At 70.5% G+C, this 25,976-nt stretch carries 17 protein-coding genes and 1 pseudogene; 7 read left to right on the plus strand and 11 right to left on the minus strand.

All coding sequences use genetic code 11. The features are described 5' to 3' along the window. Positions 1 to 62: 62 nt before the first annotated feature. The 3 genes and pseudogenes from BS73_RS02680 to BS73_RS02690 form a co-directional block, all read right to left on the minus strand. A pseudogene (locus tag BS73_RS02680) lies at positions 63 to 1,529 on the minus strand (alpha-L-fucosidase); the annotation flags it as partial. Further along, on the minus strand, positions 1,529 to 3,526 hold the full coding sequence (locus tag BS73_RS02685) for a beta-galactosidase (protein WP_037568874.1): 1,998 nt from the start codon (positions 3,524 to 3,526) through the stop codon (positions 1,529 to 1,531). The pseudogene BS73_RS02680 and the gene BS73_RS02685, both read right to left, overlap by 1 nt. Then, on the minus strand, positions 3,526 to 6,330 hold the full coding sequence (locus BS73_RS02690) for a glycoside hydrolase family 3 protein (protein WP_235215253.1): 2,805 nt from the start codon (positions 6,328 to 6,330) through the stop codon (positions 3,526 to 3,528). The genes BS73_RS02685 and BS73_RS02690 overlap by 1 nt, the downstream gene beginning before the upstream one ends. A 429-nt stretch (positions 6,331 to 6,759) precedes the next feature. On the opposite strand from BS73_RS02690, the gene BS73_RS02695 reads away from it, so the two are divergent. From BS73_RS02695 to BS73_RS02720, 6 genes are all read left to right on the plus strand, one after another. Continuing rightward, the gene (locus BS73_RS02695; protein WP_037568877.1) at positions 6,760 to 8,448 is read left to right on the plus strand and encodes an ABC transporter substrate-binding protein; all 1,689 of its coding nucleotides are present in this window, start codon (positions 6,760 to 6,762) and stop codon (positions 8,446 to 8,448) included. Next, a complete protein-coding gene (locus BS73_RS02700) occupies positions 8,445 to 9,458 on the plus strand; it encodes an ABC transporter permease (protein ID WP_051939176.1) in 1,014 nt (337 codons plus the stop codon). The genes BS73_RS02695 and BS73_RS02700 overlap by 4 nt, the downstream gene beginning before the upstream one ends. After that, positions 9,455 to 10,396: a carbohydrate ABC transporter permease gene (locus tag BS73_RS02705; RefSeq protein WP_037568879.1), complete on the plus strand. Its 942-nt coding sequence runs from the start codon at positions 9,455 to 9,457 to the stop codon at positions 10,394 to 10,396. The genes BS73_RS02700 and BS73_RS02705 overlap by 4 nt, the downstream gene beginning before the upstream one ends. Positions 10,397 to 10,469: 73 nt before the next feature. Then, the gene (locus BS73_RS02710; RefSeq protein WP_037568880.1) at positions 10,470 to 11,474 is read left to right on the plus strand and encodes a LacI family DNA-binding transcriptional regulator; all 1,005 of its coding nucleotides are present in this window, start codon (positions 10,470 to 10,472) and stop codon (positions 11,472 to 11,474) included. An 86-nt stretch (positions 11,475 to 11,560) separates the two neighbouring features. Then, positions 11,561 to 13,567 (plus strand): glycoside hydrolase family 31 protein, encoded by a 2,007-nt coding sequence (locus BS73_RS02715; RefSeq protein ID WP_235215254.1) that lies wholly within the window; start codon positions 11,561 to 11,563, stop codon positions 13,565 to 13,567. Positions 13,568 to 13,735: 168 nt separating this feature from the next. After that, the gene (locus BS73_RS02720) at positions 13,736 to 14,128 is read left to right on the plus strand and encodes a ketopantoate reductase C-terminal domain-containing protein (protein WP_084703714.1); all 393 of its coding nucleotides are present in this window, start codon (positions 13,736 to 13,738) and stop codon (positions 14,126 to 14,128) included. On the opposite strand, the gene BS73_RS02725 is transcribed toward BS73_RS02720, so the two are convergent. From BS73_RS02725 to BS73_RS02755, 7 genes are all read right to left on the minus strand, one after another. Then, positions 14,112 to 16,046, minus strand: a complete 1,935-nt coding sequence (locus tag BS73_RS02725) for a DUF2264 domain-containing protein (protein ID WP_037569603.1) — start codon at positions 16,044 to 16,046, stop codon at positions 14,112 to 14,114. The two genes, BS73_RS02720 and BS73_RS02725, sit on opposite strands and share 17 nt — an antisense overlap. A gap of 122 nt (positions 16,047 to 16,168) precedes the next feature. Next, entirely contained in the window at positions 16,169 to 17,146 is a 978-nt protein-coding gene (locus BS73_RS02730) for a hydroxyacid dehydrogenase (protein WP_051939384.1), read from the minus strand. Between the two features lie 34 nt (positions 17,147 to 17,180). Then, a complete protein-coding gene (locus BS73_RS02735; protein ID WP_037569605.1) occupies positions 17,181 to 18,008 on the minus strand; it encodes a carbohydrate ABC transporter permease in 828 nt (275 codons plus the stop codon). Positions 18,009 to 18,085: 77 nt separating this feature from the next. Beyond that, positions 18,086 to 19,081, minus strand: coding sequence for a carbohydrate ABC transporter permease (locus tag BS73_RS02740; protein WP_037568886.1), 996 nt, complete (start codon positions 19,079 to 19,081; stop codon positions 18,086 to 18,088). Positions 19,082 to 19,267: 186 nt separating this feature from the next. After that, positions 19,268 to 20,557, minus strand: coding sequence for an ABC transporter substrate-binding protein (locus tag BS73_RS02745; protein WP_407674957.1), 1,290 nt, complete (start codon positions 20,555 to 20,557; stop codon positions 19,268 to 19,270). Positions 20,558 to 20,746: 189 nt separating this feature from the next. Continuing rightward, complete coding sequence (locus BS73_RS02750) at positions 20,747 to 21,925, minus strand: LacI family DNA-binding transcriptional regulator (protein WP_037568890.1); 1,179 nt, start codon at positions 21,923 to 21,925, stop codon at positions 20,747 to 20,749. A 393-nt stretch (positions 21,926 to 22,318) separates the two neighbouring features. Further along, positions 22,319 to 22,687, minus strand: a complete 369-nt coding sequence (locus tag BS73_RS02755; RefSeq protein WP_152617482.1) for a hypothetical protein — start codon at positions 22,685 to 22,687, stop codon at positions 22,319 to 22,321. A 140-nt stretch (positions 22,688 to 22,827) separates the two neighbouring features. Here BS73_RS02755 and BS73_RS02760 point away from each other — a divergent pair, with 140 nt between their 5' ends. Next, positions 22,828 to 23,469 (plus strand): DinB family protein, encoded by a 642-nt coding sequence (locus BS73_RS02760; RefSeq protein WP_037568893.1) that lies wholly within the window; start codon positions 22,828 to 22,830, stop codon positions 23,467 to 23,469. Here BS73_RS02760 and BS73_RS02765 read toward each other — a convergent pair. After that, positions 23,447 to 25,846 (minus strand): alpha-L-fucosidase, encoded by a 2,400-nt coding sequence (locus tag BS73_RS02765; RefSeq protein WP_084703717.1) that lies wholly within the window; start codon positions 25,844 to 25,846, stop codon positions 23,447 to 23,449. The genes BS73_RS02760 and BS73_RS02765 overlap by 23 nt on opposite strands. Positions 25,847 to 25,976 lie beyond the last annotated feature (130 nt).

The raw sequence follows: 25,976 nt of genomic DNA on the forward strand, positions 1-25,976 counted from the left end.
GGTCCTCACCGTCCCGGCAGGCCGTCGGTCCGGGCCGGAGTCCCGCGATCAAGTCCTCATGATCGCAAAGTCGGAATCGGCCCGGCGAAGGTCAGCTTCAGCGCATAGGCCGGTGCGGCGAAGGGTGCCGCCACGGGGGTGGTGATGTGGAGGCCGCGGTCGTCCTGGTGGTGGTCGCGCAACGGAATGGCGCCGTCCACGGGAGACCCGAGCAGCTCCACGGCGCGCAGCGACGACAGGTCGATCCGGCCGCTCGCGAGCGTCCTGATCGTGAGGGGGCCGGCCGGCCAGCCCAGCACCGTCGCATACAGCACGGTGCCCTCCTTGTCGCGGGTGAACCGGATGTCCTCGCTGGTACCGGCGACCGGCGGGGTGAACGAACCGCCGCCCATCGCGGTCGGCCCTTCACCGTAGACACTCCAGGCCCGGGTCGCGTAGATCGATTCGCCGGATCGGCGCAGGTAGTCCCCGATGCCCAGCAGGAGGGTCCGCTGTTCGTCGGGGATGGCCCCCTCGACCGTCGGGGAGAAGTTGAGCAGCATGTTGCCGTTCTTGCTGACCCGGTCGATCAGCGAGTGGAGGATCTTCTCGAGCGGGAAGTAGGTCATGCCCGTGGTGTACGACCACGACTCGGTGCCGAGGATGTCGTCGGTGAGCCAGTACGGGTAGGTGAGATCGGCCGGCCCGCCGCGTTCGAAGTCGAAGACCTCGCCCTTGTCGTTGAACCCGTCCTTGAAGGTGGCGACCACATCCTTGCCCCATTCGGCGGCCCGGTTGTAGTAGTACGCGAGGAACTCCAGTCCCGCCGACTCGTCGATCTTGTCCAGGTTGACGTCCTGGTAGAGGATGTCGGGCTGGGCGCGGTCCACGACCTCCTTGATCTTGTCCAGCCACAGCCGGTTCTCCGCCGCCGGGTCCAGCTGGCCGTACAGCTTGCGCAACGACCTGGTGGGCTGTGGCGGCACGTGGTCGTAGAACCCGGTGAAATGGAACGCGTGATGCATCGCCACCAGGAGCTTCAGTCCCTGCTCCCGGTAGGCCTCGGTGAACAGTTCCAGCAGGTCCAGCTTCGGTCCTCGGGCGACCGAGTTCCATTCGTTGACCCTGCTGTCCCACATCGAGAAGCCGTCATGGTGCTCGGCGATCGGACCGGCGAAACGTGCGCCGGAGTCGGCGATCAACTGCGCCCACTCGCGCGGGTCGAAGCTGCCGCCTTCGCTCTTCAGCCTTGGGGCGAACTGCACGAACCGGCCGGCCTTGTCGTACCCGCCGTCGATGAAGAGATGGTAGGGCCATTCCGACGGTTCGCCGTAGTTGTCGACGTGGTGCTGCCTGACGGCGTCTCCTTCGATGTACATCTGACGCGGATACCACTCGTTGTTGAACGCGGGGACGCTGAAGGCACCCCAGTGGTGGTAGATCCCGAACTTGGCGTCCTGGAACCATTCCGGCGCCGCGGTGTGCTGGTCCACCGAGGACCACTCGGCCGTGTAGGGCTCGTTGCCCTGCTGCTCGGGGGAGAGCGACATCAGTTCACCTCGGGGGGTCGGGTTTCACGGATCACGGCGACTTCCAGAGGTGCGAGCCGCAGCGCGCCCTCGATGTGCGCTCCGGTCAGCAGTTCTCGCCCGTGGGCGGGCACGGTCGCCGTGTTGTCGGTGTGGTTGAACAGGAAGAGCCAGGACCGGCCGTCCGAGCCGTGCCGCCGCACGGCCTCGACTCCCTCGGGCGCGCCGGGCAGTTCCGGCCGGACACCGGCGGCGTCCAGTACCCGCCGGACGAGCCGGTCGGTCGAGCCTTCGTTCAGGAACGTGGAGACGTACCACCCGGTGCCCTCGCCGTGGGTGTGGCGCGTGATCGCCGGCTTGCCGTCGAGTACGCCCCCGCGGTAGCCGGCGAGTACCTCGGCGCCGTGGGTGGCGAGGTCCTCGCTCCACAACTGCCCGGTCGCTCCGTCGGTGAGCGCGACGGTCTGCCCGGGGGCGAGCGGGTGGAACTCCTCCACCCGCACCCCGAGCGCTTCCAGCAGGCCCCCTGGGAAACCTCCGAGCCACGCCTGGTAGCGCTCGTCGACCACCCCGGAGAAGCAGCCGAGGACGAGATGCCCGCCGCCCTCGACATAGGAGGCGAGCGACTTGGCTGCCGCGGGGGAGAGGAGGTAGGCGCTCGGTGCGAACACCACCGCGTACCGCGACAGGTCGTCCTCGTACCGCGCGAAATCGGCGACCGCGCCGGCCCGCCAGAGCGCGGCGTGGGTGTCGCGCAGGGCCGGGACGTAGCGCAGGTGGCGCGAGGGGGTGACAGGGAGCTCCAGGGCCCAGCGGGTGTCGGCGTCCCACAGGATGGCCACGCTCGCCCGGACCGTGCTGCCGACGATCTCGTCCAATCCGGACAGCGTGCGGCCCAGCGCCGCCACCTCCCTGAACACGCGGGTATCCGCGCCCGCGTGCGGGACCATCGCCGCGTGGTGCAGCTCCGACCCGCCACGGCTGGCGCGCCACTGGAACGCGAGCACCGAGTCGGAGCCGCGCGCGACGTACGCGAGGCTGTCACGCAGCAGCCGTCCCGGTTCCTTCGCCGTCACCATCTCGCCGTGCCCGGGCCACATCGTGCTCACGGCCTGCTCCATGAGCAGCCACGGGCGGTTGCGGTTGAAGGAGCGCGCGCGGTCCGCGCCGAATGCCACGTCGATCGTGCCGGCGACGCCGGTCGCATTGAGGTAGTGGTCGATCGCGACCACGTCGACCTCCGCGCTCCACCGCCAGAAGTCCAGCATCTGGTAGCCGTCGGGCAGCATGAAGTTGGTCGTGATCGGTGTGTCCGGTGTGTGGCCGCGAAGGATGTCGCGCTGCTCGCGATAGGCGGCCAGCAGCTCATCGGACCAGAACCGGGCGAAATCGACAGCGTGGGCGGGGTTCGGCAGATACTGGGTGTCACGGGGCGGCAGGATCTCGTCCCACGTGCGGTAGCCCTGGCTCCAGAACCTCGTGTACCAGGCGTCGTTGAGCGCGGCGAGGTCTCCGTCGTACCTCGCGCGCAGCCAGCACCGGAACGCCGCGGCGACGTGCTCGCAGTAGCACGGCGTGCCGTACTCGTTGTGCACGTGCCACATCGCCACCGCCGGGTGCTCCGCGTAACGCTCGCCGAGCGCCGCTGTGACCCGCTTGGCGGCTTCCCGGTAGGCCGGAGCCGCCGCGCAGTAGGTGTCCCGGCTGCCGTGCCAGCGCTGGGTGCCCTCTGGGGTGACGGGCAGCGCGTCGGGGTGGGCGAGGGAGAACCACGGCGGCGGCGAGGCCGTGGGGGTCGCCAGGATGACGCGGACACCGTTGGCGTGCAGGCGGTCGAGCGTCCGGTCGAGCCAGGTGAAGTCGTACGTGCCCTCCGCCGGTTCGAGGGTGGACCAAGCGAAGACGCCGACGGTCGCGGTGTTGACGCCGGCCTGCCGCATCAGAGCGTCGTCTTCCTCCCACACCGCGGGAGGCCACTGTTCGGGGCTGTAGTCGCCGCCGTACCAGAACCCGGGCATCACGCCTCGAACCTGAACGAGTCGAGCCGCTGCTCCCCGTCGAGTACCACGTACAGATCGTGGGTCCCGGGCGGTGCGTCGATCGCCGTACCGATCGTCGTCCACGCGTAACGATCACCCGTGGACGGCACGGACAGCCTGCCGAGCAGGGGGCCGTCGGCGGGATCATCGCGCCGGAAGGTGAGGAGCGCGTCGCCCGGCCCGGTGCGGGAGACCCGCGCGGTGAGCCGGCGTGCGGCTCTGCCGAGACGGGCCTCCCGGAAGAGGATCCACCCCGGGCCGGTGCGGGCGGGAGCGACCGCGTCACCTGACTCGCGGGTCGTGTCCACCAGCGTGACCCGCTCGTAGTCGTCGAAGTCGACGGCCCGCACCTCGTGCTCCAGTATCTGGCGGGGTCGCGGATCCGCGCCGGACACGAACACGCGGGTGCTCGCCCGGAGATCCGCGCTGGATCGTCCGACCGAGAGCTCGTACTCTCCGGTGTCCACTCGAGGGCCGCCTGCCGCGACGTCCCAGTACGCGAGCTCGGACACGGGGAACCCGAGTTCGACGGAACGGGTCTCGCCGGCCGCCAGTGCCACTCGCACGAAGGCCTGAAGCCGCCGCGCGGGGCGCTCGACGCGTGGCCGCAACTGCCGGCTGTAGAGCTGCACCACCTCGACCCCGTCCCGCCGCCCGGAGTTGGTGACGTCGAGCCGCACCACGACGTTCCCGGCGTCCACCGCGGAGCGTGCTCGGCCGTAGTCGAATGTGGTGTAGGTCAGCCCGTGCCCGAACGGGTACAGCGGCTGCCCGTCGAAGTACAGGTAGGTGCGCCGCGCCTTGATGATGTCGTACTCGAGCAGGTCCGGCAGGTCATCGTCGGCCCGGTACCACGTCTGCGGGAGGCGGCCGACGGGCGCGTGCTCGCCGAGCAGCACGTCCGCGAGCGCGTTTCCGGTCTCCTGGCCGGCGTGGCTGCTCCACAGGATCGCCGGGACGTTGGCGTCGGCCCAGGTGATCGCGTACGGGTAGCTGCTCATGACGACGAGCACGGTACGCGGGTGCGCGCCGGCGACCGCGCGGACCAGCTCCTCCTGCGCGGGGGGCAGCGCCAGGGTGGTGCGGTCCTGTGTCTCGCGGCCGTTGATGTGGGGGTCGTTGCCCACCACCACGACGGCGGCATCCGCGTCGCGCAGGAGCTCGAGGGAGTGGTCGATGCCGCTGCGGACCAGGTGGGTCACGAACCGCTCGGCCTCCTCGGTCCCGCGGGCGGAGGCGGTGAGCTCCCCGGTCTTCCCGTCGACGGCCACATACCTGCCTGTGGACAGGTTGCGCAGGAGCCGGGTGCCGTCCGGTTGGGCGACGAAGGTGAACGCCTCAAGGGTCTCCCACGCGTCCGGCTGCATCCGGTCCGCGACAAGGGTCCCCACCCGCACGTCTCGGCGCGGCGCCGAGGCGGGACTGCCCGCGCTCTCGGGCGGATCGGCCTGGACGCTGACATAGCGGCCGGTGGCAGCACTGCGCACGGTGCTGACCTCGTTGCCCCAGTCGAGGATGTCGAACAGCTCACTGTCCTCGCCGTCGGAGCCCGCCGCGCAGGTGAGCACCGGATGCGGTGCGCCGAGGTCGACTCGGACGAGCCGGTCGACACTGGTGGCCCGCAGCGTCACGCGGTCCATCGCATCCGCGCTGACCACCTCCCCGCCGACGGGTGCGAGGGCGTCTCGCAGTCCCTGGGCGACGGTGACCCGGTAGGGCATCGTGCCGCTGTAGTGGTCGGTGCGCAGGTCATGGGCGAACGGCCCGACCACCGCGACGCGAAACCCGGTCCGGCTGACCAGCGGCAACAACTCGCCGCTGTTCTTGAGCAGCACGAACTGCTCGCGTGCCGCACGGCGGGCCAGCGCCCGGTGCTCCGGCGTGTCGCCGGCGTGCTCGGGGATCGAGGAGTAGGGGCCGCCGTCGAGGTCGAGCTCGCCGGTGCGGACCCTGAGTTCCAGCAGGCGCCGCACCGCGCGATCGATGTCCTCCTGGCCGATCAGGCCGCGTTCGAGGGCCAGCGTCAGCCGTGCCACGGTGACCGACGGGTCCGGCCCGTGGTCGGTGAAGCTGTCGACGCCGGCCCGAAGCGCCGCGGCGACGGCCTGTACATGGTCGTCGAAGTAGCGCTCGGTCTCCACCAGGTTGGACGGTGCCTCTGCGTCGCTGACCACCACCAACTCGTGATCGCTCGGCCCGCGCAGCCGGCCGTTGAGATGAGGGCTCAGGTGGTTGGGGCGCCCGTTGACCAGGTTGTACGAGGGCATGACGGCATCCACGACGCCGGCTGCGATCGGCTCGGTGAACACCGGCAGATCGTATTCGTGCAGCACCCGCGGGCGCAGCGTGGACGATGTCTCGCTCCGGTCGGTCTCGTTGTTGTAGGCCAGGAAGTGCTTCAACGTCGGAGCGGTGCGCACGTAGTAGGGATGGTCGCCGCGCAGCCCCCGGCAATAGGCGGTCGCAAGCTGTGCGGTGAGCAGCACGTCCTCGCTGTAGCCCTCCTCGTTGCGCCCCCAGCGCGGATCGCGGAGGAGGTTCACCGTGGGGGCCCATACATTGAGGCTCACCGCGGGGTCCTTGGCGTGCAGCGCACGTACCTCCACGGCTGCGGCCTCGCCCACCGCCTCCACGAGCTCCGGGTTCCACGTCGCACCGAGTCCGACGGCCTGTGCGAAGACCGTGGCCTCGCCGAGCCAGGCCGCCCCGTGCAACGCCTCGGTCCCCGTGCGGAACGCGGGAAGGCCGAGTCTGGGGATGGCGGGTGCGTACTGGTGCAACATCGCGATCTTCTCAGATGTCGTCAGACGCGAAAGAAGATCCTCGGCACGCCGCTCGACAGGCAGTGCGGGATCTCGGAAAGGGGGTTGGGACATGACATGGTCCGATCGCGCGGCTGGCGGCGCGAGCTCGCGGATGGCGGTGGCGGCCGCGATGCCGCGCCGATTCTGTGAAGCGCTTCGACGCTGTCACGCTCGCCCCACCCTGTCAAGGGACGCAGCGTGGGGCCGTTATGTCGGGATATCCCGGTACGCCGCGTCTTTCACCAGGCCCTTGTGTGGCGCCTTCCCGGCGTGTAGCGTACGGCCAAATTTAAGCGCTTCGACAGCGCGCCACCACAGTCTTCGCCGATTCTGCTGGGGTCCTCCGGAGATCGGCATCCCGCAGCACCAGGTCATCGAACCTCTCAACGAGGAGAAGGGTTCAGAACCATGGGAACAGACCGCACAGGACTAAGCCGCCGGGGTTTCCTACGCGCCTCCGCGCTCGGGGTGGGCCTCACGGCGCTCACCACGCCACTGCTCGCCGCCTGCGGTGACGGGGGTGGCGCCGGCGGCGGTGTGAGCACCTCCGGGCTCGCCGCGGTGCTCCCCGACCACGTACCGCTCACCGGTGGAGTGAAGCCCGACATCCCGAGCGTGACCGGTGCGAACGGCGCCGTCACCGAGCCGGGATACCTGAACTACCCCGCCCACCTCGTCAGGGCGGTGAGCAAGACGCCCGGCGCGGGCGGCTCCTACAGTGCGATCACGCCGCTGTGGGGTGCCATACCTCCGGCCGGCAATGCGTACTACCGGGCCGTCAACAAGGCGCTCGGCGCGACCATCGACCTGCAGCCGGCCAACGGAAACACCTATGACACCACCATTCCGACGCTGGTCGCCGGGGACAAGCTGCCGGACTGGATCCAGCTGCCGAGCCAGTGGAACACCAACTTCAACGTAGGTGCGCTGGCCGCGACGAGGTTCGCCGACCTGACCCCGTACCTGTCGGGCAGCAACATCAGGAAGTATCCGAACCTCGCGGCGATCTCGACAGGCGGCTGGAAGGCCGGGGCCTGGGAGGGGAAGCTGTACGGCTTGCCGTGCTTCGCCCAGGGGGACGCGTTCCACAGTGCGCTCTTCTACCGCAAGGACGTCTTCGACGCCCGGGGCGTCAACCCCGACGACGTCAGGTCCACCGACGACCTGCTGCATCTGGGTGCGGAGCTGAGCGCGCCCGCGTCCAACGTATGGGCCTTCGACCAGCTCTGGCTGATGATCCAGCAGATGTTCGGTGCGCCCACCGGCTTCTACGTCGACAGCGGCAAGTTGGTCCATGCCTTCGAATCACCCAGGACGGAGGCCGCGCTCGAATTCGCGTACAGGCTCGCGAAGTCCGGCTACATGCATCCCAGTGCGCTGGCGAACGACACCAGCAACAAGACCCAGCGCTTCTACAGCGGCAACGTGCTGGTGACAGCGGACGGGCCGGGTCAGTGGAACGTGTCGGACGCCCGGCAGGGCCAGGCCGCGAATCCGCGCTATCAGCGTGGTGCGTTCAAGCTCTTCTCCTCCGACGGCTCGACCCCGACGATCGAGCTGGGTCCCTCCACGGGCATCGTCAGTTACCTCAACAGGCGCCTCTCCTCTGCGCAGATCGAGGAGTGCCTGCGAATAGCGGACTATCTCGCGGCCCCGTTCGGATCCATCGAATACCAGTTGATCAACTTCGGAGTCGAGGGCGTGCACTGGACCAAGTCCGCTAACGGCCCGGCATACACGGCGACCGGCCAGCGGGACTGCTCCCAGCCGACCTACCAGTTCCTGTCCGCACCGGAGAGCCATGTCAACAGTCCTGGCTACGACTCCGTGACCAGGGGTTACTGCGCATGGGTGGCGCACGCCGTCAAGTACGCCCGCAAGCCGGTGTTCTGGGACATCAACGCGACCCCGCCCACGCGCTTCTCCAGTGCTTCCACCGCTCAGCAGGTGAACGACATCATCACCCAGGTGACCTGCGGCACCAAGACGGTAGCCGACTTCAAGAGCGCCGTGCGGACGTGGAAGTCCAGCGGCGGCGGCGCGATGGTGGACTGGTATCAGAAGAACGTCCTCGACAAGTACGGTACCGGGCAATGAGCGCATTCACCACGGACCGTGAGACGGGGTCCGCCGGCACCCCGAGCCCGGAGAAGAAGCGGAAGGGCCGTCGGCGCGATCGAGCGACGGACCAGAGGCTGAACTGGCGCCTGCGGCTGCGCCGCGACCGGACTCTGATCATTATGACGGTGCCGGCGCTGGCGCTGATCATCGCCTTCAACTATCTGCCGATGTTCGGTGCGGTGACGGCGTTTCAGTTCTACGACTACCTCTCCGGTTTCTTCCACAGCCCGTGGGCGGGCCTGGCGAACTTCCAGCAGCTGTTCAGCGACTCCAATTTCTGGCACGCGTTCGAGAACACACTGGTCCTCAGTCTTGTCCAGCTGGTGCTGTTCTTCCCGGTTCCGATCGCTCTCGCGATCATGCTCAATTCTGTGCTGAGCACCAAACTCCGCTCCTTCTTCCAGGCGGTGGTGTACCTGCCGCACTTCTTCTCCTGGGTCCTCGTGGTCACCCTCTTCCAGGAGATGCTCGGCGGCGCGGGCCTGTTGAACCACGTACTGCGGCTCAACGACATGGGGGTCTGGAACATCATGACCGACCCAGGTGCTTTCAAGTACCTGGTCACCGCGCAGGCCGTGTGGAAGGAGGCCGGCTGGGGGATCATCGTCTTCCTGGCCGCCATCGCCGCGATCGACCCGAACCTGTACGAGGCCGCCGCGGCCGACGGTGCCGGACGCTGGCGTCGGATGTGGCACATCACGCTGCCCGGCATGCGCGGGGTCATCGTGCTGATGCTGGTGCTGCGCCTGGGCAACGCACTGACCGTCGGGTTCGAACAGTTTTTGATCCAGCGCAACGCGGTCGGCTCCGGTGCGTCCGAAGTGCTCGACACCTATGCGTACTACTACGGCGTCATCGCCAACAACTACGGGCTCGGCACTGCGGCCGGTCTCTTCAAGGGGGTGGTCTCGTTGATCCTCATCCTCGCGGCGAACAAGCTCGCGCACTACTTCGGCGAGGACGGGCTGTACAGGAGGAGCAGGTGACAGCGCCCCTCCTGGTCCGGCTCCGCACGAGGCCCCGAACCGCCGAACGCCCCGCCTGGGAGGAGAAGCCCAGCATCCTCGGGCAGTTCGGGAAGGGTCTGAGCCTCTCTGTCGTGCTGGGCCTCGTCCTGTTCCCGCTCTACTGCGTGGTGATCACCAGCTTCTCCACCGAGGCCTCGATCAACATCGCCGGCGGCATCGTCGTCGTGCCGCACGGCCTCACCGACGAGGCCTACCGGCAGATGCTCGACGGAGGCGTGGTGACCCGCGCCGTCGTCATCGCTCTGCTGCTCACCGCCGTCGGCACGCTGATCTCCATGGCGGTGTCCGTCCTGTGCGCGTACGGCCTGTCCCGGCAGCACTCCTTCGGGCATCGCGCGATCCTGATGACCTTCATCGCCACCATGTTCTTCAGCGGTGGCCTGATCCCCACCTTCATCGTCGTGGCCAACCTCTTCCACGGCTACGACCAGTACTGGGCACTGATCCTGCCCACCGCGGTGTCGGTGTTCAACATCCTGATCATCAGGGGCTTCTACATGAACACCGCCCGCGACCTGATCGACGCTGCGAAGATCGACGGTGCCGGTGACTGGCGGATCCTGTGGTCGGTGGTACTGCCCACGTCGAAGGCCGTGAACGTGGTGATGGCCCTGTTCTACGGGGTCACCTACTGGAACAACTGGTTCAACGTGCTGCTGTACATGCCCGCGGACAACAGTAAATGGCCTATCCAGTATGTCCTCTACGAATACGTCAACCAGGGCGCGAGCATGCCCGGGGCCGGCGCATCGGCCCTCGCGGGTCATGCGCAGCCGGCACCGTTGTCACTGCAGATGGCCGTGGTCGTCCTGACGCTCGTCCCCATTCTGATCTGCTACCCGTTCGTTCAGAAGCATTTCGCCAAAGGCGCCCTCACCGGAGCGATCAAAGGCTGATGTCTGTAGAATCGAAGCGCTTCATCTGCGTGCGCCCTCAGGGGCCGATCCCAAGCCGCCCCGAGGAGGAGCGATGGTGACCCTGGCCGAAGTGGCCGCCCGTGCCGGCGTATCGGCGAGCACCGTGTCGTATGTGATCAGCGGCAAACGCTCGATCTCGCAGGCGACGCAGGACCGCGTGCTGCGGGCGGTCACCGAGCTGGGCTACCACCCCAACGCCAGTGCGAGGGCGCTGGCGTCGAGCCGGTCCAACGTCATCGCGCTCATGGTGCCGCTGCGCAGCGACATGTACGTGCCGGTGATCATGGAGATCGTGATGGCCATCGCCGCCACCGCGCGCGCACACGGCCAGGACATCCTGCTGCTGACCGGAGGGGAGGGGCCGGACGGGGTGCGCCGGGTGGCGGGGACAGGGCTCGCCGACGCGATCATCCTGATGGACGTCGAGCTCGACGACAAGCGCATCCCGGTGCTTCGCGAGGCCTCGATGCCGGCCGTCCTGATCGGACTCCCCTCCGACACGGCGGATCTGACGTGCATCGACCTGGATTTCGAGGCGACCGGCGCGGCATGCGCCGACCATCTCGCCGATCTCGGACATCGTGACATCGCGCTGATCGGTGAGAGCAGGAGCGTCTACCAGAGGCGCACCGGCTTCGCGGCCCGCACCCTGGAGGGCTTCCGTCAGCGGGCACGCGCTCGCGGTGTGCGCGCCGTGCACCGGCCCTGCGAGGGCACTTTCGAGTCAACCGCCGGCGTGTTGACGCGCATTCTCGAGGAACGGCCGGAGACCAGTGGTTTCGTCGTGCAGAACGAGGCCGCCATCCGACCGCTGCTGACGCTGCTGCGGCAGTTCGGCCGGGTCGTGCCGGAGGACGCCTCGGTGGTCGCGATCTGCCCCGAGTCCGTCGCGCTGCAGTCCTCCCCACAACTCACCAGCGTCTCGATCCCCGCGGAGAGGATGGGGCGCGGCGCCCTCGAACTCGTCATGGCGCATCTGTCCGGCCGGCCGACCGCGGGCACCACCCTGATCGCGCCGGAGCTCGCCGTCAGGGAGTCCTCGCTCTCTGCCGGCTGACCGGCTCTGATACCGGCGCGCGGTTACCTATCGCGTGGCTCCATCGTTCAACCCCAGCGGAATTGAAGCGCTTCGACTCAGAGGTAGTGACTTTGATCAGCATAGTTGAGGGCGGCCGTGCCCTCGAAGTGACCGTGCAGCACGAGATCCTGCGCATCGAACCATGGGGTGCAGACAGCTTCCGGGTCCGGGCGGCGCAGCACACGATCCTCGACGAGATCCCGGGTGCCTTGCTGCCGGCGAACCCCGTCGAGGCCAAGGCGACGGTGGAGGGCGATGTCGCCCGTGTCGTCAACGGGGCACTCACCGCGGTCGTCGAGGTAGCCGAGTCCGACACCGGTCCGAGCGCGCTGGTCCGGTATGTGCGCACTGAGACCGGCGAGGAGCTGCTGGCAGAACAGCGGGCGCATTTCTGGTGGCCCGGTGCGCGGTTGTTCTCCTCCAACGGCAACGGATACGCGCGGCTGGAACAGCGGTTCGCCGCCTACGACGACGAGAAGCTGTACGGGCTCGGGCAGCACGCGCATGGCCGGCTCGACCAGAAGGGCATGGTCCTGGATCTCGTGCAGCGCAACGCCGAGGTCTCGATCCCGTTCCTGCTCTCCAGCCGTGGCTACGGATTCCTGTGGAACCTGCCTGCGGTCGGCCGGGTCGAACTGGCGGACAACGGCACGCGCTGGGTCGCCGACAGCGCGCGCCAGGTGGACTACTGGATCACCACCGCGGCCGCCCCCACCGGGATACTCGCGAACTACGCCGACGCGACCGGACACCCGCCGATGCTGCCGGACTGGGCCGGCGGGTTCTGGCAGTCGAAACTGCGCTACCGCACGCAGGATGAGCTGATGTCCGTGGTCCGCGAGCACAAACGACGCGGACTGCCCTTGTCGGTGGTCGTCACCGATTTCTTCCACTGGACCCACCTCGGTGACTGGCGCTTCGACGAGACCGAATGGCCCGATCCCGACGGCATGATCGCCGAACTGGACCGACTGGGCGTGCGGCTGATGGTGTCCGTCTGGCCCTCGGTCAGCCCGCTGTCCGAGAATTACCGGCACATGCTCGACGAAGGCCTGTTGACCGCTACCGAGCAGGGAGTGCCGTTCCACGCACCGTGGAAGGACAAGGGTTTCGGCACCGAGATGCCGGTCGCCTTCTACGACCCCACCAATCCCTCGGCCCGCGAGTTCCTCTGGGACACCGTCAAGCGCAACTACTACGACCACGGCGTACGGGTGTGGTGGCTCGACGCCTGCGAACCCGAGATCCAGCCGGGGCACCCCCAGAACCTGCGCTTCCATGCCGGGACCGGTGGGGAGGTCGCCAATCTGTACCCCATGGCGCACGCGCGCGCCTTCCACGAGGGGATGGCCGCGCAGGGCGATGACGAGGTCGTGCTCCTGTGCCGATCCGCGTGGGCGGGCAGCCAGCGCTACGGTGTGGCGCTCTGGTCCGGTGACATCGGGGCGACCTGGGAGTCCCTGCGCACCCAGGTGCGCGCCGGGCTCAACGTCGCGCTCTCCGGTGTCCCGTGGTGGACCACCGACATCGGCGGTTTCCACGGCGGCGACCCGGACTCGCCCGAATACCGCGAGCTGATGGTGCGATGGTTCCAGTACGGCGTGTTCTGCCCGCTGTTCCGGCTGCATGGGCACCGCGACCCGCGCACCCCGTTCGGCCCGGAGATGACGGGCGGGCCCAACGAGGTGTGGTCCTACGGCGAGGAGGCCTACCCCGCGATCGTGGACAGCCTGCGGCTGCGCGAACGCATCCGCCCTTACCTGAACGAGCAGCTGCGGGTGGCACACGAGCAGGGCATCCCGCCGATGCGCCCACTGTTCCTGGACTTCCCCACCGACGCACACGCGTGGACCGTCGAGGACCAGTTCCTGCTCGGCCCCGACGTCCTCGTCGCACCAGTGCTCTCTCCCGGCACGACCGCCCGCGACGTCTACCTGCCGCAGGGCTGCGAGTGGACGGATGCCTGGACCGGCGCCCAGCACGCCGGCGGCACCACTGTCACCGCCGACGCCCCGGCCCACCGCATCCCCGTGTTCCTTCGGGAGGGAGCGAGGGTGCCCATCGCGGGATGAGCCCGGCACCCGCCGCGGTTCCGCGCGACCCGCCTTCCGCGCGCTCTCCGTGAACGGTGCCTCGGGAGAAGCCGGGGCGGGGCGCCACCCGAAAACGATGGTCGGCGGCGTGGTCCGGCCCGGGCAGCCTGCTCGGGGCGCTGCGCGGCACCCGGTGCACGGTGCTCGGTGCTCGGAGCTCGGAGCTCGGAGCTCGGAGCTCGGAGCTCGGTCGACCTGGCCGCCGACTTCACGTCCCTGGCGTGGCGGAAGCTGCTGCGGAACGCGGTGGCCGGGTTGATGGTCCTCAGCGGCCGTCGATCCGGGATGTTCGGCCGCGCCGACATCGGCCGGTTGTCCCTGGACTACCTGCGGGAGTGCCTCGCGGTCGCCCGAGCCGAAGGAGCGGAGCTGGGCGAGGAGGTTCCGCAGGAGATCCTCGACGACTTCCGCGCCTACCCGGCCGACGTGGGCGCCTCCATCCTCGCCGACCGGGAGGCCGGCCGGCCGCTCGAACGGGACATCCGCAACGGAGTCATCGCGCGAGGCGGCCGGGAGACAGGCCCTAGTGGATCGCGGTGACCGACGGCCCCTCCGCGGAGAAGCGGATCTCGGTGGCCGAGCCGTCCTCCGCCCACCGGACCCGCAGGCCGCCCGGTATCGCCTCCGCGCTCGCCGACCCGGCCAGCGGCGGCTGCGCGGGGTCGGAGCTCAGACAGGCCAGTTCGGCCAGCACCGTCCCGCCCTCGCCCGCCGGCTCGGCGGCGGTCGACCCGGTCAGGCGCGGGACGAGCGCCCAGTCGCCATAGGCCGTTCCCTGCGGGGCGCGCACCAGGTCCGCCCCCGACCAGCCCAGCAGCCCCAGCAGACGGCCCGTCACCTCGGCGCCGCGCACGGTGAGTTCACCCGCCTCGGACGGGCCGGCCTGCCGCTCGGGGACGCAGTCCACCGCCCAGCCGGTGGCCCGCACCACCGTCTCCGGCTCGAAGCCGAGCAGCCGGTGCACCCGCAGCTCCACCGCGCCCCGCACCAGCACCAGCGACTCGATCCGCGCGGAGGGCAGCACCGGCCCGCCCTCCGGGAAGCGCGGCCGGTGCCAGGAGGCCGCCCAGTGCGGGCCGTTGCCGAGCGGATGGACCCGCGGCCGGGCGCTGAGCATCCGGCCCCGCCACTCCACCCCGATGTGGTTGTCCGGCACGTTCGCCGCGCTGGTCGGCCCGGACCGGGTGGAGTACGCCAGCCGCGCGTACAGCGGATCGCCCGGATGCCGCTCGCCGTCCCCCGGACGGTACTTGTGCGCACCGTGGTTGTGCAGCCGCACCAGGCCGTCCGAACCGGTGCGCTGCACCAGCCAGTTGGGGGCGGCCAGCACCGCCGTCCGGTCGCCCTCCTCGGGGGGCTCCTCGACCGCCGTCCACAGCGGATCGTCCGCCGGCACCAGCAGGGCCGCGAACGCCTTCGACGCCCAGTACGGCGAGGCCGGCCCGGAGTACGGCTGGAGGGTGGACTCGTGGGGGCCGTGCCAGCCAAGGGTCAGCAGGCCGTGCGGGCTGAGCGCGCCCCGGTCCAGGAAGTAGCGGGCCGCCGCGCTGAGGATCCGGCGGGAGGCCCCCGGCGCCAGCGGGGTATGCCCGACCAGCGCGCCGACCGCGATCGCCGCGCCCGCGGCGAACCGGTAGGTGAGCGAACGGCCCTGGTGGACGGGCGCGCCGTCGGCGTCGAAGAGCAGCCCGAAGCCCTCCAGGAACTCGGCGAGCCGGGAGCCGTACCGCTCCAGCAGTTCCTGGTCCTTGGACAGGTGGGCGTGGAGCAGCGGATAGAGGTGGAGGGCCCAGCCGTTGTAGTGGTCGAAGGCGGCGCCGTCGCCGTCCGTGTACCAGCCCCCGCCGCGGTACCAGTCGTCCAGCAGGCCGTGGCCGCGCTCGATGGCGTGCGCGGTCCGGGCGTCGCCGCGGCCCACCGACTCCAGGAAGCCGGCCACCGTATAGGGGAAGAGATACCAGTTGTTGGGCGGCGGCTGGTGCCGCAGGGCGTCCCGCAGCCAGGCCTCGGCGCGGTCCTGCTCGTCGCCGGACATCCGCTCCCAGGTCCAGGGCGCGGTCAGCCGCAGGCCCAGGGCGACCGAGGCGGACTCCACCATCGGCTGACCGAAGACCATGTGATCGCGGATCAGCGGCCAGGATTCGGCGTCGTCCCGGCCGGGGGCGCGGGTGCCGGCCACCACACCCGCGGTGTACCGCTCCAGCAGGCGGTCGGGATCGGCGGCCGCGTACGCCGGGTCGCCGGCCGCCCGGAAGGCCGCCATCAGGAAGGTCCGGGCGTAGCCCTCCAGGCCGTCCGAGCGGGGGCCCGAGCGGGACGGGCGGCCCGGCAGGTCCAGCAGGGCGCAGCCGGGGGAGGCGTACCGCCAGGCCGCGCCCAGCAGGCCGTCCGCCAGCGCCTTCCAGTGCCCCAGCGTCCATCCGGTGTACGGGCTCGACTCGCGGTCCTCGGCCGGCATCGGGAAGGGCAGCGGCCGGGCGGGGCCGAGGGCGTGACGCTCCGTCGGCCGGCCCTGCGGCCGGCCCGGCCGTCCCTTCTGCTGATCCATCGGCTGACCCGTCGCCTGGTCCATCGGCTGGTTCACGCGGTCCTCCCCAGGTCCTCGCGGCGAATCCGGTGGGCGAACTCCTCGCCCCGGGCGAGACGCTCGATCTCGCCCAGCGCCAGCTCGGTCATCCGCAGCAACTCCCCGCCCAGGGAGCCGGCGACATGCGGGGTGAGCAGCACGTTCGGGCAACCGTACAGCGGCGACCCGGGCGGCAGCGGATCCGGGACGGTGACGTCCAGGACCGCGCGGAGCCGGCCGGAGAGCAACTCGGCGGTGAGCGCCTCCTGGTCGACCACCGCGCCCCGGGCGGTGTTGATCAGCGTGGCCCCGTCCGGCATCAGCGCCAGCAGCTCCCGGCTGACCAGCCCCACCGTCTGCGGCAGCAGCGGAGTGTGGACGCTCACCGTGTCGGAGACCGCGAACAGCTCCTCGATCCCCACCGCGCGGGCGCCCAGCCGCTCGGCCTCCTCCGGCGACACGAAGGGGTCGTGGAGCAGCACCTCCAGATCGTGCGGGCGCAGCAGCCCGATCACCCGCCGGCCGATCCCCGAGGCGCTCAGAATCCCCACCGTACGGCGGAAGTTGCCGAGCCGGGGATCCGCCGTCCAGGCGGGGCGGCGATGCTCGGTACGCAGTGCGCGGGCCGATTCGAGCACCCGCTTCTGGCTGAGGAGGATCATCGCCAGGGTGTACTCGGCGACCGGCACCCCGTTCGCCGCCGCCGCCGTGCTCACCCGCAGCCCCCGCTCCCAGCAGGCCTCGGTGATGTGGTTGCGCACCGTACCGGCCACATGCACCACCGCCCGCAGCCGCGGCGCCGCGGCCAGCGCCTCGGCGTCCACCGGGGGGCAACCCCACCCGGTGATCAGCAACTCGGCCTCGCCCAGGGCCTTCCGGGCCTCCGGAGTCCCGAACCCGCTCAGCGCCTCCTCCGAGGTCAACTCCACCAGCTCTCTCAGCCGCGCCAGTTCGGTGGGCGGGAAGAGCTGACCGAAGACCTCGCCGCGCATCGCGGCGACGGCGCGGATCCTGCCGGGGTTCAAATTACTTCACACTCCCTGCGGTGATGCCGGACCTCCAGAAGCGCTGGAGGAGGACGAAGGCGGCGATCAGGGGGACCACCGCGAGCAGCGAACCGGTGACGACCAGGGGGTAGTCGTCGGGGGTGACCGTGGCCTGGCTGTTCCAGGTGAAGAGGCCGAGGCTGAGGGGGTAGAGGTTCTGGTTCGAGAGCATGACCATCGGCAGGAAGAAGTTGTTCCAGATCGCGGTCAGCTGGAAGAGGAAGACGGTGACGAACCCCGGGCCGAGCATCGGCAGGGCGACCCGGAGGAAGGTCCTGATCTCCCCGGCACCGTCCATCCGGGAGGCCTCCAGCACCTCGCCGGGGACGTAGCCGGCGGCGAAGACGCGGCCGAGGTAGACCCCGAACGGGTTGAACAGCACCGGGACGAAGACCGCCCAGAACGTGTTGACCAGGTGCACCGAGGAGGCCACCAGGTAGAGCGGCAGGGCCAGCACGGTCTGCGGCACCATCACCCCGACCAGCACCAGGCCGAAGGCCTTCTCCTTGCCGCGGAAGGCGTACTTGTCGAAGGCGTAGCCGGCGCTGACGCTGATCAGCGAGCCGAGGCCGGCCCCCAGCACCGCGTAGAGGAGGCTGTTGAGGTACCAGTGGCCGTAGACCCCGCCGTCCTGGGAGAAGAGCGCGGCGAGATTGTGCCAGAGCGAGAACTGGCCGAAGGAGAAGAGCTTGCTGCCGAAGAGCGCGGTGGTGTTCTTGGTCGCGGCGAGCAGCAGCCACAGCACGGGGAGAAGGGTGTAGAGCGCGGCGATCAGGACGATCACGTTGGCGGCGGGGCGGCCGACCAGTCCGCGGCCGTGGCCGCGCTGACCGCCGCCGCGCCCCTCGGTGGGGCGTCTGGTCGCGGTGGGCGCCTGAAGGGTCGTCACTTCCGGTCCTCCCCTCGGTTGCTCCAGCGTGTCACCGCGTACGACAGGACGCAGCTGACGACCAGCAGGATGACCGCCGCGGCCGAGGAGAGCCCGTAGTTCTGCCGGTCGAAGGCGGCGTCGTAGATGTACATGTTGGGGGTGTAGCGGGAGGAGACCAGCGCGTCGGTCTGGTTGAAGAGGGTCGGCTCGGTGTACAGCTGCAGGGCGGCGATCACGGCGAACATCACCACCAGGACCACCGTGGCCCGCACCATCGGGATCTTGACCCGGAGCGCGGTCCGCCAGGCGCTCGCGCCGTCCAGCACCGAGGCCTCGATCACCTCGCGGGGGATGGCCTGCAGCGCGGCGTAGAAGATCACCATGTTGTAGCCGAGCCCGTTCCACAGCACGACGTTGACGAGGGACGGCAGCACCAGGTGGATGCCGAGGAAGTCGACGCTCAGGCCGGTCCCGCTGAGTGCCCGGACCACCGGGCTGACCCCTGGGGTGTAGAGGTAGAACCAGATCAGGGCGGCGATGATGCCGGGGACCGCGTGCGGCAGGAAGAGGAAGAGCTGGGCGGTGCGGCGGAGCCGCACCATGCCGGAGTCCAGCAGCAGGGCGAGCCCCAGCGAGACGATCACCAGCACCGGTACCTCGATCACCAGGAAGAGCCCGATGACGCCGAAGCCGGAGGCGAAGGTGGGGTCGGTCAGAACGGCCGCGTAACTGCGCAGCCCGGTGAAGACGGTGTGCCCGTTGCCGAAGCCGAGGCCGTGGTGGTCGACGGTGAACAGGCTGAGCACGATCGCGTAGACCAGCGGCACCAGGAAGACCAGCGCCATCAGGATCCCGAAGGGGCCGATCAGCAGGGCGGCGGCGGTGCGCTGCTGGCGCCTGGTGGTGCGGGCGCGGCGGCTGCGCCGGCCGCCGTGGGCACCGGCCGCGGCCGTGCCGGTTCTGTCGGGGGGCCGGGCGGCGGCCGCGTCGCTGGAGACCGCTGTGCTCACGGGTCACCTCATCTCGTGAGTGGCTGGGTATCGGGAGTCGGGTGTCGGATGTCGGGCGGACTGGAGCGGACTGGGGGGAGTGGAGCGGACTGGGGTGGAGTGGAGCGGACCGGGGGGAGTGGAGCGGGCTCGGGGTGGAGGGACCGGGGCAGGCCACGGAGGGGGCGGGCGTGGCCGGCGGCCGGGCTAGTGGCTGTCGACGGAGAGGCCGACGCTGGTGAGGTCGGGCAGGGTGGCCGCCTGGCCGGCTCTCAGCGCGGACTCGATGGTGCCGCTGCCGGCCGCGGCCCTGGCCAGGCCGGTCTGCACCTGGCTGAGGGTGGCGAGCATCCGCGGGCCCCACATCCACTGCGGCCGGACGGTCGCCGCGGACCTCTGGAACTGGGCGTAGATGTCCTGGCCGCCGAAGTAGGAGTCGTCCATGGCGTGCTGGGCGACCGGCACCAGGGCCGGGACGGCCGGGAAGGCGCTGGACGTGCCACTGGAGAGGCGCGCCTTGAGCGCGTCCGGGTCGGTGGTCTGCCAGAGGATGAACTCCATGGCCTGCCGGGGGTGCCTGCTGTCCTTGGTGACGGTGAAGGTGGAGCCGCCCTCGGTGCCGTCGGCGGGGTGCGCCGGGTCCCACTGGGGGAGGGGGGCGACCGCCCACCGGCCCTTCCCGGGCGGGTCGGACTTCATCAGTGCCCCGGCGGCCCAGGCGCCGTCGATGTAGCCGACGGTGTCCCCGGACTGGATGCCCGCCGTCCACTGCTGGCTGGACTGGCCCTCGACCCGGACCAGGTCCCGATCGAGGAGGCGCTGCCAGTAGCCGGCGACCCGGCGGGTGGGGGCGTCGTCCATGGAGAGCTGCCAGGTGTCGTGGGCGGTGCCGAACCACTGGGCGCCGGCCTGCCAGGAGAGTCCGGCGATCTCGCCCATCTGGTTGGGGAAGAAGCTGGCCAGCCGGGCCTTCGGAGCGGCTTTCCGCAACTGCTCGGCGGTCGCCCTGAACCCGGCCCAGGTGGTGGGCACCGTGAGGTGGTACTTCGCGAAGAGGTCCTTGCGGTAGTAGAAGACCATCGGCTCGATGTCCAGCGGCAGGGAGTAGGTGTGCCCGCCGAAGCTGGTCAGGTCGAGGGCGGCCGGCTGGAACTTCTCCTTGGTCCCGGCGGGGATCAGCGGGTCCAGATCGCGGGCCACGCCGTCGATGACGTAGCCGGGCAGTTCGGGGTACTCGATGGTGGCGACGTCGGGGGCGTTGCCGGCCCGGGCGGCGTTGCTGAGCTTGGTGTAGCCGCCGCTGGCGCCGGAGGGGATCTGCTCGAAGTCGACCTTGACGTCGCTGTGGGTGCGGTTGAACTCGTCCACCACCTGCTGGCTGCCCCGCAGTGCGGACCAGAAGGTGATGTGGACCGGGCCGTGGGCGCGCACGCTGTCGGCGGCGCCGCCGCAGGCGGTGAGCAGCAGGGCCAGGGCGGCGCCCAGCACGCCCAGCACGCCCAACACGCCCGGCCCCGGGCGCCGGCGACGCCTCGTCGGCCGGCTTCCGGCCGGTGCCTGTCTCGCCGACCACCGCGGCATGGATCCTCCCCAGTAAGCGTTTTCGCTCGGGCTCGGGAGCATCCTGTTCGGGTGAGCGATTGCGGGTCAATATTGCGAACGGAGAAAAATCAAACGGTCAAACGATCAGCGAGTCGGAGCGGGCGCGGTCGACTCCCGGAGCACCAGGGAGGGCAGCAGTTCGGTGTGCCGGGCCGGCTCGGGGCGCGCCCCCGCGGCGGCCGCGGCGGCCCGGCGGATCAGCAACTCCGCCGCCACCCGGCCGAGTTCGGCCTTGGGCGGGGCGACCGCGGTGAGCGGGAGAGGGCCCAGGTCGGCGACGACGTCGTCGTAGGTCACCACCGAGCAGTCCCGGGGGACGTCGATCCCGGCCTCCTGGAGCTGCGGCAGCAGCATCAGGGCGTCCGAGTCGTTGTGGATCAGTACGGCGGTGGCGCCCGACTCGCGCACCACCCGCGCCAGATCGACCCGGCGCCCGCCGGCCGGGGCGGTTGGGGCTTCCGGTCCTGACGGTCCGGGGACGCTGGAGATCACCTGGCAGCCGTCGGCGAGGCCCAGGCGGATCGTCGACTCGGTGAAGGCCGAGCGGATGTAGCGGGCCGAAGGGGAGTCGTCCCGGGCGGCCAGCACGATCCGCCGATGGCCGAGCATCAGCAGGTGGTCCAGGGCGAGTTGGACGCCGTAGCCGTGGTCCGAGCGCACCGAGTCCAGGGCGTAGAGCGGGCTCCAGCGCTCCGGTCGGCGTTCCACCAGCACGGTCGGGACGTCCAGCTCGGCGTGCCAGGCGGGGGCCTTGTCCGAGACGGCCTCGGCCGGGGTGCGCCAGTGCGGCGTCAGCAGCAGCCCGCGCGGGCCCGCGGCCAGGGCCTGGCGGACCGCGGCCTGCTCCGCCGCCTGCTCGGCACCGGCCTCGTCGGACACCAGGTGAAGTCGCAGGCGCAGCCCGGCCTCGGCGGCGGTCCGGCGGGCACCCTGCACGGTGGCGGTGAGGTAGCGGTGGTTCTCCGGGATCACCATCGCCAGGACCCCCTCGGCGTGGGCGTCGGGCGCCGAGGCGGAGCCGGGGCCCGTCCGTCGTCCCGGGACCGGCCTCGGCTCCGGCTCCGGTTCCGGCACGCACTCCAGCGAGTGGACGACGCCGTGGCCCCGGCGCAGCCGGCCGGAGGTGGCCAGTTCCTCGGCGTCCCGGCGGACGGTGACCACGGAGACGCCCAACTCCTCGGCCAGGTCCGCGATCCGGGCCGTACCGCGGGACCGCACCGCGGCCAGCACCCGCTCCTGCCGCTTGGCCACGGGCTCTCTCATCCGCGCCGACCATCCCTTCGTGTGCGAGCGACGACGAAGCGAAAGGATAGTCGGATCGTTTGCTCGTTTGAACGCCACAGAGCGAACGGCATCCCGGGGTATTCGAACACAGCGAAGGCCCGTCGCACGGGGAATCGACGGGCCTTCGCCGCCGATGCTAGCCCAAGGCGCCTTCGCCGGAGGCCGGAAACGCGCCAATCTCCTTACTCAGTGCGGTAATTGACGCCCCGTCGGGCGCGTGGGGCTGGTGGGGTGTGTCGGGGCGTGCGAGCCCGAGGAGGCGCGTGCGACGGCTCATGCGAGCGCACGGCGGCGCGCGTACCAAGCGGTGCTACCCCTCACCAGCGCACCCGCTCACCACCGCCAGCCGCTCGCCGGAACGACCACGACCGCCTACCGTCCCGGGTGGAACCGTCCGGCCTCGGAGCCCTCGCCGACCACCGCTCCGCTGGGTATCTCCTCGGCGCCGGCCGCGCCACCCTCCGACCGCTGGGCGTCCGACATCAGGCGCCAGTCCTCCCGCAGCCGGACACGCCGCCGCCGGGCCCGGATCCGCCGGGCGGAGAGCCCCAGGCTGAGCAGCAGCAGCGCCCCGGCCACCAGCGCGGGCCAGGCCGCACCGCCGTGCCGCCCGCGCAGCACCGCATCGACCAGCAGGGCGAGCCAGAGCAGCGGCAGCGCGTAGACCACCCAGGCGTCCAGTCGGCTGCCCAGCCGCTGCGCCCGCTCGGTCACGGCGGTTCGGGGCGGGGGATTCTCCATGGTCAAAGGATAGACACCGGCACTGACAGCCTCTTCGGAAACCCTGTGGCCCGCGCCCCCCCCGACGCAGTAGCCTCCCAGACTCCGGCACCGGCTTCGGCACCTCGGAGCCGCCCCACCCGGTGAAAAGAGGGCTCCCCATGGCCGACCCCGAGCTTCCGCCCCGCCTGGTCCCGCTGCTCGAACAGTACGACTTCGCCCGCGAGCGCCTGGTTCGCCGGCTCGCCGGACCCACCGTGGACAGCGGGAACGGCGTCCCGGTGGCCGTCCCGCCGATCACCGACGAGGAGTACCTCTGGGAGCCCGTCCCCGACTGCCTCAGCCTCCGCCGCAGGGCGAGCGGACCGGGTGCCGCGGCCACCGGCCTGGTCGGCGCCGGGGTGTGGGGCCGGGACACCGCGCCCCCGGACCCGGCCGGCGCGCCCCCGTTCACCACCATCGCCTGGCGGCTCGCCCATCTCTCCGAGATGCTCGCCGTCCGCGCCGACCACACCGCCGGCAGCCGGACGGCCACCCGCGACGACTACACCTTCCACGGTGACGCGGCCGGCGGGCTGGCCGCCTTCGACGCCGCCTCGGCCGCCTGGCGCCGGGCCCTGCTCGCCGTGGACGAGAAGAGCCTGGACACCATCGGGGTGAGCAGCTACCCCTACGGCAGCGATCCTGAGGACCCCTTCCTGACCATCGTCTGGTGGGTCAATCAGGAACTCCTCCACCATGCCGCCGAGATCGCCCTGCTCAGGGACCTCTACCGGGCGCTCAGCGCTGCCAGGCGATCTTGAACACCCAGGCGTACCGGCCGGTGGCCCGCGCCGCCTTGGGCACCTGGACGGTGAGCGATCCCGCCGAGTCCACCGACCAGTCCAGCGGCCGGTCACCGTAGCCGAGGAGGGTGACCCGGTCGCCGGACCGGATCGGCACCGGTGCCTCCACCACCAGCGTGCTGCCCGGCCGCTCGAAGGAGTGAATGTAGAAGGCCGGGTCCTCGGCGGTCTGCCGGACGGTGAACCGCAGGGCGTCGCCCAGCTGCGCCATCCGCGTCCAGTACGTGGTGCCGTGGATCGCCTCCCCGTTGACCGCCAGCCAGGCGCCGGTCTCGCGCAGCCGCTGCTGCATCACGTCCGCGATGGTGCCGTCCGCCCGCGGGCCGATGTCCAGCAGGAAGTTGCCGTTCTTGCTGACGATGTCGACCAGCGTCTGCACCACCGCCTCGGCCGTCATGTAGGAGGCGTCCGGGGTGGCCGAGTTGTACCCGTAGGAGAACGGGTCCAGACCCCGGCTCGCCTCCCACTTGGCCACCACCGTGTTTCCGTAGGTGGTGTACTCGGGGGTGGTGAAGTCGTGGTCGGGAATGCCGCCGCGGTTGTTGTAGGTGACGTCTTTCGGGCGGGCCCTGTTCCTGGCCCGGTTGAGGAACTCGGCCATGGTGTTCCGGCTGTCGTTCACGCCGCCGATGTCGAACCAGATGACGTCCGGGTCGTATCCCTCGACGAGTTCCTCGACCTGCTTGGTCTGGTAGTCCGCGACGTAGTCCTTGCCGGCGGTGTATCCGGTGTACGGGACCGGATCCAGGGTGTAGGGATTGCGCGGCGCGTGGCCCATCCACGGATTGTCGGGGTTGAACCACTCCGGCAGCGAGTAGTACAGCCCGTTGCGCAGTTGCGGGGTGTACTCCCGGGAGGCGTCGAAGAGCGCCCGGATCAGGTCGCGCTTGGGTCCGAGCTGTACCGCGTTCCGCCCCGTCACCTTGGAATCCCAGAGCGCGAATCCCTCGTGGTGCTTGGAGGTCAGCACGTAGTATCCGGCGCCGGATTCGGCGATCAGCCGTACCCAGGCGCGCGGGTCGAACTTCGCCGCGGTGAAGCGCGGAATGAAGTCGTCATAGGCGAAGTCCTGGCCGTAGGTCTTCGCGTGGTAGGCGTAGGTCGGGTCGTTCGGGTCCTGCATGTGGTCCCAGTACCACTCGGCGTACTCCTTGCCGACCGGGCCCCAGGCGGGCACCGAGTAGACGCCCCAGTGGATGAAGATGCCGAACTTGGCGTCGTCGAACCAGTACGGCGCCTGGTGGGTGGTGAGCGAGGCGTCGGTGGGCTGGTACTCCGGCACGCCGAGGATCAGGCCGGTCGAGCGCGAGGCGAGCCGGCCGGCGCGGCCCGAGTCGACCTCCACGGTGCCGGTCGCCTGGGTGCCGGCCGCGGTGCCGGCCCGGTTGGCGATGCCGATCCGGACCCGGGCCTCCTCGCCGGGCGCGAGGGTGGATATCCGCGCCGGCACGGTGGTGCGCGCCCCGTCGGTCTCGACCGTGACCAGCACCTGGTCGGCCGGGGTGAGCCAGACCGTGCCCGCGTTCACCACGGTCGCCTCCACGGTCTGCGGAGCGGTGGCGTTCCAGCCGTCCCCGAGGAGGCTGGTGGTGGAGGCGGCGGACCTGATCAGCACGGCGCGGCCCTGCGCCACCGGCTGCAGGCTCAGCGCGAAGACGTGAAGGCTGGTCACCCCGGCCGCCGGGGCCGCGGTGCTGGGCAGGGTGAGGGCGACGGCCTCCCGCCCGGAGTCGAAGTACACCTCCACCGCGGAGACGGCCACCGGGTGCTGGTCCTGGCTGCCGTCCGGCTTGTAGCGGAAGGGGGCGGTGAGCGCGCCCGAGCCGGAGGAGTACCAGTCCGGGGCGGTGAGCGGGGCCTGGCTGGTGCCGCCGTCCGCGTAGTGGACGGTGACGGTGCCGGAGGCGTCGCCGTAGCTGCCGGCGACCAGGAAGAGGCCGCTGAGGTAACGGCCCTGGGGGAGGGACAGCTGCTGGCCGAGCGCCACCACGTTGTTGTCCCCGCCCGGCGCGCCGAGGACATACGGCACGCCGTCGACGGTGGTGGCCCCGGCGGGCAGGTACTCGCCGGGGAAGGAGTAGCCCGAGCCGTCGAAGTCCGCCCCGCCCACGGTGGCGGTCTCGATGCCGTTGTTGTCGAAGTACGCGTCCAGGGCGACCGGGACGGGGTCGGGGACGGTCGTCGCCGTGGCGGTCGAGTCGGCGCCCGCGGCGGCGCCCGTCGCGGCGTACGCCCCCGAGGGGCGAGGGGAGACGGTGGCGGAGAGGGCCAGCGGTGCGAGGGCGGCTCCGGCCGCCAGGCCCAGCACATGCCGTCTGGGCAGGGACGACGTCATCGTACGAACCTCCGGCTATCATCGGATGTCTATGCCGACGGGGTGGGTCTTTCGGCATAGCGAAGCTCTACTGAGGCAGTGAGGGGTCAATCCGAGACGAGAATCATCCGATGGGTTATCGTCGTTATTT

Origin of the sequence: Phaeacidiphilus oryzae TH49 (assembly GCF_000744815.1) — a bacterium.
GTDB lineage: Bacteria > Actinomycetota > Actinomycetes > Streptomycetales > Streptomycetaceae > Phaeacidiphilus > Phaeacidiphilus oryzae.